Raw genomic sequence first — 12,727 nt, forward strand, 5'->3', positions numbered from 1 at the left:
ACGATGTTTCTTTTACTAACAATCTCCATCAAAAATTTCTAATGGAGGATCCCCTAATGGGTTTCCCCGCTGGATAGGATACTTTTTCGGATTCTCTTCATGAGCAAGGTACCATTTGTACCATGAACCATCAAACATAGAAATTTTTTCCCATCCCAAATGCTTCAGTATAAAAAAAGCAGTAGACGATCTCCATGAAGTTCCACAATAAAGTAAGATCCTTTTTCCAGGGACAATCCCCCACTCTTTCCAACGATCTAAATAATTGCTAGGATTAGCAAGTTCACCGTCAATATTGACTAATAACTCATCTCCCATATAGACAGCACCTGCAATTTCTCCTGCCCCCTTATTCCAAGCGTGACCTTCATTGTCTCCTATAAATTCTTTCCAGGTTCTTACAGAGGCTAATACATGGTCAGGATACTTTTGGCGATATGCTAGAAGATCATCAGGCGTTTGTACATAGATCTCCGGACGTTTCGGAACTGAACAACCGAATTCCTTCACTGGCTGAACATTGCGACTTCCTTCTTCCAAAAGAAAACCAGCTCTTTGCCAAGCTTGAATTCCCCCATCTAGTATTTTCACTTGATCTACACCTAAATAATAGGCAGCAAACGCCATACGACTGGCAATATACATAATATCTCGTGCGTAGATCGAGTAAAACACAAGTAATGAATCACAAGTAATCCCCTTTGATAAGAAAACATCTCGCATTGCCTCAGGACGTTTAAAGTAATCTTTAAACTCCCCTAATTCATCTGTATTCAAATGAATAGCTGTGGGAATATGTCCTAATTCATAATCCATTGCTGTTCGCGTTTGATCTAATCGATAATTTCCCTTACCTCTCGTTACATCTATAACAATCAGATTCTCTACTTTATGCTCGATTGCATGATGTAACCATTGAGCTGAGACAAAGAAATCATTCTCATCCGTCGTTTGCTGTGCGGAAAGAAGGCGTGAATCAGCACTGGGTTGTTGCATAGCATAGTTATTAGCCATCAATTTCTTATGGTGATCATTCATCAAATGACTCCTTATGAGTAATTATTGATTCCTTGACAGAAACGCTTCACAGCGGCTTCAATCACTTTGGTCGGAACAGCTAAATGTATTCTAACAAAACACTCACCACACTTACCAAACATTTGACCATTATTCAGAAACACATCATTTTCTTCACTAATCTTTGCTATTTCTTCGCATGATAAGTCATATTCTCTCAAATCAAGCCATAATAAGTAAGAGGCTTGCATAGGTGTTACAATGCCTTTTGGCAATTCTCGTTCAATAATTTCTTTCGCCACTAGATAATTATGATAAATCAATTCCACTAGCTCTTCTTTCCATTCTAAAGAAGTATTATAAGCGTATTGACAAGCTAAAAGTCCTAAGGCTGGAACAGATTTAAGATCAAGTCGGTCTGCTGTTTCTGAATATCGTTCACGCCACTCAGAATTAGGGATAAATATATTAGACGTTTGAAGCCCCGCTAAATTAAATGTTTTTGAAGGAGCTGTTGCGACCACCACATGTTGAGCTATTTCTGGTGATAAACTAGCAAAAACATGATGTTGATAATCTTTATGAGCGAGATCAAAGTGTATCTCATCACTAAATAAATATAATTGATTATCCATACAAATTTGAGCTACTCGCTCTAATTCTTCTTTTGTCCACACTCGTCCCAAAGGATTATGGGGACTACAGAAAATCATCGCTTTACTCTTTTCATCTTTTGCCACTGCTTCTAAGGCATCAAAATCAATGGAATACTCACCTTGTTCATTTACTAAATCTACAGCCATCACTTCTCGATGATGATTCTTAATAGTTTCAGAAAATGGATTATAGACTGGCTCTAAGATAATAACCCCATCTCCTTCTTCTGTGAAAGCATTGACAAATACATTTATTGCTGGAACGACCCCTGGAGCCGTCACCAACCAGTCTTCTTCTACTTCCCAATTATGTTGAGTTTTCATCCAATTCTTTACGGATTCTAAATACTCTTTAGTCGGAACCGTATACCCCATAATAAAACGATCTAATTCTTCTTTTAGACCTTCAACAATTCCTGGAGCCATTGGAAAATCAAGATCTGCTATCGACAAAGGAGCCACATTCTCTCCAATATTTTCTTTACTTTCACGCATCAAGCGCCATTTTTTTGAGCCTTGGTCAGTTCGATCTACGCAAGTCTGAAAATCATGTTTCATTATTACTTCCCCCTAATATAGATATAATCCTTATCTGGATCAATGGTACACAATTTAAGCGCTTTCTTCAATATAATGAGAGAAGATAATAAAATTCTTACTTTCTTATCATATTATACGCTCTTTTATGGATGAGGAATAATTCCAACTCCAATCCCAAGATAATCTGGAGCTTTTTGTGCTTTAATTTGTAAACTACTTCTCGCAACTTTATTAATATCTCCTTCAAAAATCGAAAAAATTGCATGTTTTTTATATTTAGAAGTCGCAACTATTTTAAATAAATTAGAAAATTTTATAATTCTGCTATTTTTGTTTAAAAGATATTTATTATCTGGATTTAATAGCCACGAGCAACAATAAAAATAGTCAAATGTAAAACCATCAAAAAATAACATAGCATGACTAAACGATTCTTTTACTGCAGCAATGGAGAGATCTGTTTTCTCCATAATATGAATACTGATAACTGCTTGACCTTGCAAAGAATCTTTATATACTGATTCTTTCCAATTTAATGAATAATCAAGTTTATTAAAATCTAAAGTCAAATGTTCATATTGTAATGATCCTATTTTAAATATCTTTAAAAAAAATAATCTAATCAGCCAATGACCATCATCTGCAGTTAATCCAAGACAATGTTCCTTTTCCCAATATTTATTTAAGCGTAATGCAAGATCCGTCAAACTTTCATATAATAACGAAACTGGGTATGAATGTTGTTTATATAGTAATGTTAAAGGGGGAATTAAATTAAGTAAACACTCGGCTCTCTCATAATCATCTATTTTGCTAATTAAACGTTTCTCATCAAAGGACATTTCTTGGTAACCCGAAACTAAAATTTCAATCAACTCTATCTTATTAATTTTTAGATTTGTCACTTCAAATTTAAAATTAATCCCAAGATGGTCCAAAATTTCCTTCATTATTTTGTAATGTTCATTAATATCAACATATTGAAAATAGTTTCGGTAAAAATCAATCATTGTGTCATCTATCCTTTCGTTGCTCCATTTGTCAATCCAGAAACTAAATATTTTCTGAAAATAATTGCAACTATCATGGGAGGAATGATCGTTAATATTCCTGAAGCCGCCACCAAACCGTACTCAATTGAATACCTCCCTTGAAAATCCTGTATCACTAAAGTAATAACTTTATTAGCCTGGGTTGTTGTTAATAACATTGGAATTTGAAATTGACTCCAAGACATTAAAAAAATGACAAGAGTAGCTGTGATAATTATTGGCCTAGACATAGGTAAAACGATCCCCGTAAAAATTTCAACCTCATTTGCTCCGTCCAACATCGCTGCTTCGATTACTTCATACGGCAAAGTTTTAAAATAATTATAAATAATCCATGTTGTCATCGGCAAAAATGCGGAAACATATATAATCGCTATCCAAAATAGACTATCCAACAAACCATTCCTAGCAAACACAGCATATATTGGAATAATAGTAGTAAAAACAGGAATAACCATCGTGATGATAATAAAAAGAAAAACAAATTTTTTCCCTACAAATTGATATCTATAAAAAGCATAGGCAGTGATCACAGCAATTGGTAAGCCAATCAATATTGAGAAAGTAGCCATCTTTATCGAATTATAAATTGCTGGCATAATGGTTTGATGAGCTTCTGTTGTGGAATCAAACAATGTTAAATAGTTATCTATATTTGCAAATAATGAAAAAATTTGACTGTCCCCCTTTATTATCTCATTTTCAGGTGTAATTGAAATATTAAAAGCCCATAATATAGGCCCTAAACAAAATAGACAGAACAATAATATTGCTAGTCCATATATCACTTTTTCTATTATTGAGAATTTCATTTTTAATCTCCTTTACATACTTTGAGTCATATTTCGTACATAAAAATATCCTGCAATTCCTGTAAAAATCATAATAATATAGGTTATTGCAGAGCCATAACCAAACTCTAAAAATGAAAAAGTGTTTTGATAATTATATATCAATAAAGTTTGCGCATCTTGTCGATATTCCACTAAAGCAATAACTTCATCAAAAACATTTAACCCTGCTAGTGTCGCTTGTATTAAACAAACCAGTAATGAGGGACTTAATAGCGGTAACGTTATCTCTCTAAAAGTTCTATACTTGCCTGCCCCGTCTATCGCTGATGCTTCATAAATATCAGTAGAAATACTTTGTAAATTAGCCAGTATAATAAGTGCACAAAATGGCACAATTCTCCATGCTACAATAATTGATACGATGATTAAAAGTGTCAATGTGTTATTGGTCCAAACAACTGGTTTATTAATAAGATTGAAGTTTATTAATACCTTATTCAACAGACCATATGTTGGATGAAAAATAAAAGACCAAATAATCCCATTAACTAGAGGTGGTAATGCCCAAGGTAAAATCGCAACTGCAGTTAAAAATCCTGACATTTTTGTTTGAATATTTAATAAAATCCCAACAAATAGTGAAGATACCATGGTTAAACAAACAACTATCACTAAAATAAATAATGAATTATTTAGAGCATGATAAAAGTCTTTATTTTTTAGTATTTCCCTGTAATTTTGTAATCCAATGAATTCAATTTGATTGGGTCTCGTCAGCTTGAAATCATGCAGGCTATAATAAAAAGTCTGGAGAATTGGAAAAAAAACAAAAATAATCATGATCATTAATACTGGAAAAAGTAAAAACCAAGGACGCCAATTATTTTTTATCAAATTTTACCTCGCATTCTAGATGAAAAAACTAGTCGTATCGATGATACGACTAGAAATTTCACACTTTAATTTACTTTATTCTAAAGCTAAATCATTCACAGTACTTTCAATTTCCTTTGTCGCTTCCTCAACTGATAATTGACCTGAAGCCAATTGATTTACCCCATTAAAAATGGCAGCAGACATTTCAGCATAATATTCTGGAATTCCCTTAGGAAATGGTGATTCTGCGATTTCTGCAATATCATAAAAAGTCTCTCCGTTTTCAATAGTTCCTTCCGAGAATAATTTTTCTAATACTGATAGTCGTGTAGGGGTAACCGAAATCTCTTTGTTTAATTGTTCTTGAATTTCTGGAGAGGTATACCATTTTACAAATTGTAGAGCTTCTTCAGGATATTCGGTATATTTAGAAATACCAATCGCTTCATTAAATGGCACGGTCACTTGTGCATAATCTTGATCTTTTGAAAGAGGACGGTTTGGCTGAACTTTTCCTACAACAGATGAATTTTCTTCATCATTAATACGAGTTACAAAAGATGAAGGACCTGTCATGGCGGCTGTGTCTCCCGTTATTATTTGACTATAAGCATCCATTCCAGAAATATTTGTATTTGCAGGATTTACAAGTTCTTCCTTAACTAATGTATCAATTAAAGTCAAGGTATCTACGAGAGCCTCGTGATTTAAAGTATTATCATCGTTAAAAACTATTCCATTACGAGTAAAAGCTAGCCAAATAAAAGTAGTGGTTGAATTCTCTTCTGCCAATAATGGAATCGATATTGGATAATCAACAATTCCCTTTTCTTTAATGATTTTGGCATCTTCGATCAATTGATCCCAATTGGTAGGTAACTCTTTAATCTCTGCATTGTCAAACATCTCTGTATTAACATATGAAATTCGAAAATCATTTGCATACGGAACCGCATAATATTGATCTTCAATTTTAAAAGTTTCTAAATTTGGTATATCTTTAATTGTTTCTTCATCAACTTGAATCGGAGCTAGCCAATCTGCTGCTACAAACTCTCCTGTCCAAGACCAATCTACTTCAAAGACATCTGCTGCTACAGTTTGTCCTACAGCTGCCGTAGAGACTTTATCACGAATATCATCCCAAGCAGTTGTGATAACATTCACTTTAATTCCTGATTCTTCTTCAAAACGATCTAGCATCTCATCTGTCGGAACTCCCCAATCAGGAATCATGAAACTAATCTCAACGGATTCTTCTTGGGCACTTACTCTGTTTAGAAATCCATTTCCTGAAAAAGCCAACATCGATAAAACTCCTATTAGCATAATATGTATAATTTTCCTCATTCAAATCCTCCTCTGAATACTTTTATAGAATTTATTTAAATATACCATATGCTAAATAAAAAGGGGTCATTATCAATTATCAGATTTTCTGATTAAAGTCATATAAAATTTCACATTATCAGTTATCAAAATAATAATAAAATAAAAAACTCTAGTGCTTTTTCACACTAGAGCCTCAATAGAACTATTAAAATAAGAGCTTATCTGCTCCAGTTACTTTATTTCCTAAAGCTTCAATCGCTAAGACATTGAGATAATGCCAAGGGCGATCGTAATTAGGTTGGAAGAAGAAATCAAGTAGTGCTAGTTGTTCTAACGTATATTTAGCGTTAATTGCTGTTGAAAGAACATTAATTGAATCTGCCACATCAATTTTTGAAAGCAATTGTCCTCCCAGAATACGATGAGTTTCTTCATCAAAGAAAATTTTCATATGAACGGTTCCTGGTTTTCTCATGAAATCCGGATAAAGTTTTTCTTCTACATACTTCGATGCAACTTTACCGTCGTATGAGTCTGCATTGACAGCATTCATTCCTGTAGCAGCAATTGTGTAATCAAAAAATCTTAGTGCAGAAGTACCTGATACTTCAGGCATTTTAAATTTATTTCCTAAGGCATTAAGAGCCGCTACCACTCCTTGACGACGCGCTAAAGTTGCTAATCCGATATTAGCAGTCTGACCTGTTGGAGCATACGGTATATATGTAGCATCCCCACCAGCATAGACATCTTGAACAGAAGTTTCCAAATACTCATTTGTCTGGATAAAACCACGTTCATCTAGTTTTAAAGCACCTTGTAACCAAGAGGTCCCAGGCTTCACGCCTACTGCAATAATCACGGTATCTGCTGGATATTCCGCTTGATCGGTCACAACAGCATTTACTTTTCCATCTTCTCCTAAAAGCTTTTGAACAGCTTCACCTGACCGGAACGTCAGACCTTTTTCTTTGGCATGGTCTTCTATAACGGTAGCAAGTTCAGGATCCAGATAAGTAGGTAACATCCGATCAGCCATATCAATAACAGTTACTTCAACACCAGCTTCGGCATAGGCTGTTGCTACCTCAACTCCAATATAGCCGGCCCCCATTACTACTAAATGCTTGGTTTGTGACATGCGCTTTTGAACCGCATCCGTGTCTTCTGGCCCTCGAAATGTGTGAACATTTTCTAGATCATGGCCTTCAATCTTAGGAACTGGTGCGTAGCCTCCAGGACTTAAAAGCAATTTATCATAGCTCTCTTGATGCTCACCTTCAGATGTTTTTACGGTAATTAATTTATTATCAGGATCTAGCCCAATCACTTCACTCGCTGGATGCATATGAATTCCTTGTGCTGTATAAGAAGCATTATTCGCAAAATGAAGTTCTGCTAATTCTTTTGAAATACCTTCCAGGTATGATTGCGATCCTCACCCCATAAATGATGATTCTTCTCCAGCTTCATAAAGATGAATTTCAGCTTCTCTTTCTTGTTTTAAGATAGTTTGAACTACTTCATAACCAAAATGCGACGTACCAACCACCACATATTTCATCCCATAACCTCCTAGATATTATTTAGAAACATTCTAATCTAAGGAGTATGTTATCACAAATGATAAATATAAGCAATTTATCAGCTTATTTAATAGATAATAACTTTTTTAACTCTTCTGCTCGATCTGTCTGTTCCCAAGTGAATTCCGCTTCTTCACGTCCAAAATGTCCATAAGCAGCTGTGAGAGAATAGATAGGACGGCGCAAATCTAACATTTCCATAATCCCGGCAGGAGTAAGATTAAAGACTTGGCGAACAGCCTCTACAATCTCTGCATCACTATATTCTGAGGTATCAAAAGTGTTTACCATAATAGAGACAGGATGCGCAACCCCAATGGCATAGGCTAATTGAATTTCTACTTTTTCCGCAATTTCTGCTGCCACTATATTTTTCGCAACATATCTGGCTGCATAAGAAGCTGAACGGTCAACTTTTGTCGCATCTTTTCCTGAAAATGCTCCGCCACCGTGTCGTGCGTATCCACCATATGTATCTACAATAATTTTACGACCAGTCAAACCAGAGTCTCCTTTTGGTCCTCCAATCGTAAACCGACCAGTTGGATTAATATATATTTGCGTCTCTTCGTCTAATAAGTGTGCTGGAATCGTTGGAATAATCACTTCTTCTAAAATATCTGCTCGTAATTCTTCAAGTGATACCTCTTCACTATGTTGAGTACTCAACACAATGGTATCAACTCTTAAGGGCTGATCATTTTCATCATATTCTACAGTAACTTGTGTTTTGCCATCAGGTCTCAAATAATTTAGACGCCCCGACTTTCTTGCAAGTGTTAAACTGTAGGCTAATCGATGGGATAACTCAATGGGTAATGGCATTAGTTGAGGCGTTTCTCGACAAGCAAAACCAAACATAAGTCCTTGGTCCCCCGCTCCTATTTCTTGCTCCTCAGTCTGCTTATTACGTGTTTCAATCGCATTGTCCACTCCAATCGCAATATCAGGAGATTGTTCATCAATCGAAACAATCACTGCTAGATTCTCAGCATCAAAACCATATTTCCCCCGATCATACCCTATCTCCGCTACCTTTTTTCTAACAATTTTCTGAATATCAACATAAGCTTCGGTAGTCACTTCGCCAAAAACTAAAACAAGCCCCGTATTGACAGCTGTTTCTACCGCGACTCTAGCTGCTGGGTCTTGTTCTAAAATATTGTCAAGAATAGCATCCGAAATTTGATCAGCAATTTTATCAGGGTGCCCTTCTGTAACAGACTCCGATGTAAATAGACGTTTTTCTTTCATTTTCTTTCCCCCATATTAAATTTTGGTTACAAGGCAAATTCACTTCACTAACAAAGTGAACCCTATCGGGAATTTTTGGTTGTAACGCATCTGATTATACATTAAAATATCGATAGGTACAATTCAATTTGTTACTTAAATAACAAAGGTTAGAAAGGTTTTCTCATGAGACGTCTAATGAGTTACTTACAGCATCCCATCACCAAAATACTAGCAGGACCTTTTGCCCTTATCGCATTTGGTCTAATCACAGGTTTTGGAACATCTACCAACCGAGATTTTTTATCGGCTCTTTTTTTATTCATTGCTCTTATATGTAGTAATATTATCGACCATTTCCAATATCAAAAGTATATCAAAAAAAATACCAAAGCAACTCCAGCGATCATATATTACATTTCTTTTACTATTATGATTGTTATGACCTTGCTGTTTATGTTGGGACAACATTGGATTATTAATTTACTCCTAAGCTTGTATATTCTTTTTATCACGATGCAATACTATCCATTTCATCTAGTGGGTACTGTTTACCATTATTTACTTAGCACCTTTTTCCATAGCTTTGTTCTTAATGCTATTGCCTATTTCTCACAAGCAAATGGAATAACACCAACTATTTTGACAGCGTTAATTCCTATCATCTTCTATATGGCCGGAATTGAGCTTTTAACTACCTATTTAAGAGGTACTGTACGCAATAATCCTCTATTCAATAATCTCAGTATCCAATCAAACAAAATAGCTTTGGGACTGATGATTATAGGAATCGGAAGTGGAATATACTTCTCCTTACCTAGCCATTCCTTCTTTATCGTTCAAATTCTTTTCCTAGTGATCAGCCTAATAAGCTCTTTACCAAGTCTTATTCCAGTAGAGACAGAGAACAAAGTACAGAATAAACTCAATTACAATTCAACTATGGCATTTCTATTTACACTTTTATATGCACTCAGCTTTTTATTTTAATTCTACTTAAGCCCTGGCAAATATTCAGACCTCCAAAGGTTAGACTAAAAATCTAACAATTGGAGGTCCTTTTTTTGACAAAATATTTATATCTCGTTAAGTAATCAATGGATGCAAACTTATGGAAAGTTCATTCTATTTGTCTAGACGCAGAGCATATCCAATACAAAACGTTATTCATGAATGAATAAACAGATATTAAACAATTAAAGATGGCAAATTAATAAACGCAAGTTGAATAACTAGATAAGAAACTCCGATTAAATCGCCATTAAAACTAACTACTGGATAAAAAAAGAGCGAGACAAACTGAGCCATCTCGCCAAAAATCAAACTATTGAGAACACATTACAAACTGGAAGCTTTTCAGTAGTTAAAAGTTTATTAAAAAAAAGACTCATTAGAGTCTCAAAGCGGGTGAGGAGAATCGAACTCCCGACAACAGCTTGGAAGGCTGTAGTTTTACCACTAAACTACACCCGCAGGATAAAACAAACATAATTGCGGGGGTAGGATTCGAACCTACGACCTTCGGGTTATGAGCCCGACGAGATGCCAGCTTCTCCACCCCGCGATAATTTTAAAGGAGGATGTGGGATTCGAACCCACGCGCGCTGTTACACGCCTGACGGTTTTCAAGACCGTTCCCTTCAGCCGGACTTGGGTAATCCTCCAAAATAAAATGATAATACTATTTAATTAATGACCCGTACGGGATTCGAACCCGTGTTACCGCCGTGAAAGGGCGGTGTCTTAACCGCTTGACCAACGGGCCAGGATAACAACAACGTTATATATTGTTTAGATGTATAACGGAGAAGGAGGGATTTGAACCCTCGCGCCGGTATAAACCGACCTACACCCTTAGCAGGGGCGCCTCTTCAGCCTCTTGAGTACTTCCCCATGAGCCAATTTTATAGGTTAACAATATTCAATTGTTATGGGCCTGAGTGGACTCGAACCACCGACCTCACCCTTATCAGGGGTGCGCTCTAACCAGCTGAGCTACAGGCCCAAATAGACTTAAAGATATCCAATAAAAAAGCTAATGATGACAACTTCCTCATCGATAGCAAAGCGGGTGAGGAGAATCGAACTCCCGACAACAGCTTGGAAGGCTGTAGTTTTACCACTAAACTACACCCGCATAATATAAAACGGTCCGGACGGGATTTGAACCCGCGATCTCCTGCGTGACAGGCAAGCATGTTAACCCCTACACCACCGGACCAATTGCGGGGGTAGGATTCGAACCTACGACCTTCGGGTTATGAGCCCGACGAGATGCCAGCTTCTCCACCCCGCGATAATTTTAAAGGAGGATGTGGGATTCGAACCCACGCGCGCTGTTACACGCCTGACGGTTTTCAAGACCGTTCCCTTCAGCCGGACTTGGGTAATCCTCCATTATGCAAAGAAATTCAAAGTCAAAATCCAGCAATGGACCTTGTAGGACTCGAACCTACGACCACCCCGTTATGAGCGGGGAGCTCTAACCACCTGAGCTAAAGGTCCGTCCTATTAATATAGCGGCGAAGGGGATCGAACCCATGACCTCCCGGGTATGAACCGGACGCTCTAGCCAGCTGAGCTACACCGCCAAAAATGGAGAATAGCGGGATCGAACCGCTGACCTCCTGCGTGCAAAGCAGGCGCTCTCCCAGCTGAGCTAATCCCCCATCATACAAATAGATCGGGAAGACAGGATTCGAACCTGCGACCCCTTGGTCCCAAACCAAGTGCTCTACCAAGCTGAGCTACTTCCCGTTTATTTGATACACCCGGCAGGATTCGAACCTGCAACCGCCTGATTCGTAGTCAGGTACTCTATCCAGTTGAGCCACGGGTGCAATATCTAATTAAATTAAATCACATAAATGTGAATGCCGAGGGCCGGAATCGAACCGGCACGGTGATCACTCACCGCAGGATTTTAAGTCCTGTGCGTCTGCCAGTTCCGCCACCCCGGCTAAATATAGCCACAATGTAACACTTGGCAAAGCGGAAGACGGGATTCGAACCCGCGACCCCCACCTTGGCAAGGTGATGTTCTACCACTGAACTACTTCCGCAAATATGCCGGCTAAAGGACTTGAACCCTCGACCCTCTGATTACAAATCAGATGCTCTACCAACTGAGCTAAGCCGGCGTAATAAGACACGAACAAAGATAATGGCTTGTTCAAACCAGTTTGTGATTTATGATGTCACAAGAATAAATTATAATGCATTTGCATCAGAAATGCAAGTGCGGGTGAAGGGACTTGAACCCCCACGCCCGAAGGCGCCAGATCCTAAATCTGGTGCGTCTGCCAATTCCGCCACACCCGCTAAATCCCACTATGTTTCCATATGGAATAATGACCCGTGCAGGATTCGAACCTGCGACCCACTGATTAAAAGTCAGTTGCTCTACCGACTGAGCTAACGAGTCAAGTTAATGGGGAATGACGGGCTCGAACCGCCGACATCCTGCTTGTAAGGCAGACGCTCTCCCAGCTGAGCTAATTCCCCAAACATAAATAAGACACGCGCGGCAACGTCCTACTCTCACAGGACCAAAGGTCCAACTACCATCGGCGCTAAGAAGCTTAACTGCTGTGTTCGGCATGGGAACAGGTGTGTCCTTCTTGCCATTATCACCACACAGT

Annotated in this window: 10 protein-coding genes, 21 tRNA genes, 1 rRNA gene and 1 riboswitch; of the genes, 1 reads left to right on the forward strand and 31 read right to left on the reverse strand. The window is 37.5% G+C overall.

What is annotated here, in order from left to right; translation table 11 throughout:
* Positions 1-15: 15 nt before the first annotated feature.
* The 9 genes from HZY91_RS09110 to metK form a co-directional block, all read right to left on the reverse strand.
* Positions 16-1,038, reverse strand: a complete 1,023-nt coding sequence (locus tag HZY91_RS09110; protein WP_197115963.1) for a sulfurtransferase — start codon at positions 1,036-1,038, stop codon at positions 16-18.
* A gap of 11 nt (positions 1,039-1,049) precedes the next feature.
* Positions 1,050-2,231 (reverse strand): MalY/PatB family protein, encoded by a 1,182-nt coding sequence (locus tag HZY91_RS09115; RefSeq protein ID WP_197115964.1) that lies wholly within the window; start codon positions 2,229-2,231, stop codon positions 1,050-1,052.
* 125 nt (positions 2,232-2,356) lie between these two features.
* The gene (locus HZY91_RS09120; protein WP_197115965.1) at positions 2,357-3,223 is read right to left on the reverse strand and encodes a hypothetical protein; all 867 of its coding nucleotides are present in this window, start codon (positions 3,221-3,223) and stop codon (positions 2,357-2,359) included.
* A gap of 8 nt (positions 3,224-3,231) precedes the next feature.
* Positions 3,232-4,077, reverse strand: coding sequence for a carbohydrate ABC transporter permease (locus tag HZY91_RS09125; RefSeq protein WP_197115966.1), 846 nt, complete (start codon positions 4,075-4,077; stop codon positions 3,232-3,234).
* 12 nt (positions 4,078-4,089) lie between these two features.
* The gene (locus HZY91_RS09130; RefSeq protein WP_235991551.1) at positions 4,090-4,953 is read right to left on the reverse strand and encodes a carbohydrate ABC transporter permease; all 864 of its coding nucleotides are present in this window, start codon (positions 4,951-4,953) and stop codon (positions 4,090-4,092) included.
* Positions 4,954-5,028: 75 nt separating this feature from the next.
* A complete protein-coding gene (locus HZY91_RS09135) occupies positions 5,029-6,285 on the reverse strand; it encodes an ABC transporter substrate-binding protein (RefSeq protein WP_197115967.1) in 1,257 nt (418 codons plus the stop codon).
* 187 nt (positions 6,286-6,472) lie between these two features.
* Entirely contained in the window at positions 6,473-7,690 is a 1,218-nt protein-coding gene (locus tag HZY91_RS09140) for an FAD-dependent oxidoreductase (RefSeq protein WP_268888829.1), read from the reverse strand.
* A 15-nt stretch (positions 7,691-7,705) separates the two neighbouring features.
* Positions 7,706-7,831, reverse strand: a complete 126-nt coding sequence (locus HZY91_RS09145; protein WP_197115969.1) for an NADH peroxidase — start codon at positions 7,829-7,831, stop codon at positions 7,706-7,708.
* Positions 7,832-7,916: 85 nt separating this feature from the next.
* Positions 7,917-9,107, reverse strand: a complete 1,191-nt coding sequence (metK, locus tag HZY91_RS09150) for a methionine adenosyltransferase (protein ID WP_197115970.1) — start codon at positions 9,105-9,107, stop codon at positions 7,917-7,919.
* Positions 9,105-9,197: riboswitch (SMK box riboswitch) on the reverse strand. Its footprint overlaps the gene before it by 3 nt.
* An 87-nt stretch (positions 9,198-9,284) precedes the next feature.
* On the opposite strand from metK, the gene HZY91_RS09155 reads away from it, so the two are divergent.
* Positions 9,285-10,076, forward strand: a complete 792-nt coding sequence (locus tag HZY91_RS09155; protein WP_197115971.1) for a hypothetical protein — start codon at positions 9,285-9,287, stop codon at positions 10,074-10,076.
* Between the two features lie 412 nt (positions 10,077-10,488).
* On the opposite strand, the gene HZY91_RS09160 is transcribed toward HZY91_RS09155, so the two are convergent.
* The 22 genes from HZY91_RS09160 to rrf form a co-directional block, all read right to left on the reverse strand.
* Positions 10,489-10,559: transfer RNA gene (locus tag HZY91_RS09160), tRNA-Gly, on the reverse strand.
* A gap of 18 nt (positions 10,560-10,577) precedes the next feature.
* Positions 10,578-10,650 (reverse strand) — tRNA-Met (locus tag HZY91_RS09165).
* 10 nt (positions 10,651-10,660) lie between these two features.
* Positions 10,661-10,750 (reverse strand) — tRNA-Ser (locus HZY91_RS09170).
* A 29-nt stretch (positions 10,751-10,779) separates the two neighbouring features.
* Positions 10,780-10,851, reverse strand: a tRNA-Glu gene (locus HZY91_RS09175).
* Positions 10,852-10,889: 38 nt separating this feature from the next.
* Positions 10,890-10,979 (reverse strand) — tRNA-Ser (locus HZY91_RS09180).
* A 38-nt stretch (positions 10,980-11,017) separates the two neighbouring features.
* Positions 11,018-11,091 (reverse strand) — tRNA-Ile (locus tag HZY91_RS09185).
* Positions 11,092-11,152: 61 nt separating this feature from the next.
* A tRNA-Gly gene (locus HZY91_RS09190) sits at positions 11,153-11,223 on the reverse strand.
* Between the two features lie 11 nt (positions 11,224-11,234).
* Positions 11,235-11,307, reverse strand: a tRNA-Asp gene (locus HZY91_RS09195).
* A 2-nt stretch (positions 11,308-11,309) separates the two neighbouring features.
* Positions 11,310-11,382: transfer RNA gene (locus HZY91_RS09200), tRNA-Met, on the reverse strand.
* 10 nt (positions 11,383-11,392) lie between these two features.
* Positions 11,393-11,482 (reverse strand) — tRNA-Ser (locus HZY91_RS09205).
* 35 nt (positions 11,483-11,517) lie between these two features.
* Positions 11,518-11,591 (reverse strand) — tRNA-Ile (locus tag HZY91_RS09210).
* Positions 11,592-11,603: 12 nt separating this feature from the next.
* Positions 11,604-11,677 (reverse strand) — tRNA-Met (locus tag HZY91_RS09215).
* A 5-nt stretch (positions 11,678-11,682) separates the two neighbouring features.
* Positions 11,683-11,755: transfer RNA gene (locus HZY91_RS09220), tRNA-Ala, on the reverse strand.
* A gap of 14 nt (positions 11,756-11,769) precedes the next feature.
* Positions 11,770-11,843 (reverse strand) — tRNA-Pro (locus HZY91_RS09225).
* Positions 11,844-11,852: 9 nt separating this feature from the next.
* A tRNA-Arg gene (locus HZY91_RS09230) sits at positions 11,853-11,926 on the reverse strand.
* Between the two features lie 34 nt (positions 11,927-11,960).
* Positions 11,961-12,046: transfer RNA gene (locus tag HZY91_RS09235), tRNA-Leu, on the reverse strand.
* 30 nt (positions 12,047-12,076) lie between these two features.
* Positions 12,077-12,148, reverse strand: a tRNA-Gly gene (locus HZY91_RS09240).
* Positions 12,149-12,153: 5 nt separating this feature from the next.
* Positions 12,154-12,226: transfer RNA gene (locus HZY91_RS09245), tRNA-Thr, on the reverse strand.
* Between the two features lie 99 nt (positions 12,227-12,325).
* Positions 12,326-12,407 (reverse strand) — tRNA-Leu (locus HZY91_RS09250).
* A 30-nt stretch (positions 12,408-12,437) separates the two neighbouring features.
* Positions 12,438-12,510, reverse strand: a tRNA-Lys gene (locus tag HZY91_RS09255).
* 7 nt (positions 12,511-12,517) lie between these two features.
* Positions 12,518-12,590, reverse strand: a tRNA-Val gene (locus tag HZY91_RS09260).
* A 17-nt stretch (positions 12,591-12,607) separates the two neighbouring features.
* Positions 12,608-12,723: ribosomal RNA gene (rrf, locus tag HZY91_RS09265) — 5S ribosomal RNA — on the reverse strand.
* Between the last annotated feature and the right edge of the window lie 4 nt (positions 12,724-12,727).

Origin of the sequence: Facklamia lactis (assembly GCF_015863205.1) — a bacterium.
GTDB classification, from domain to species: domain Bacteria; phylum Bacillota; class Bacilli; order Lactobacillales; family Aerococcaceae; genus Facklamia; species Facklamia lactis.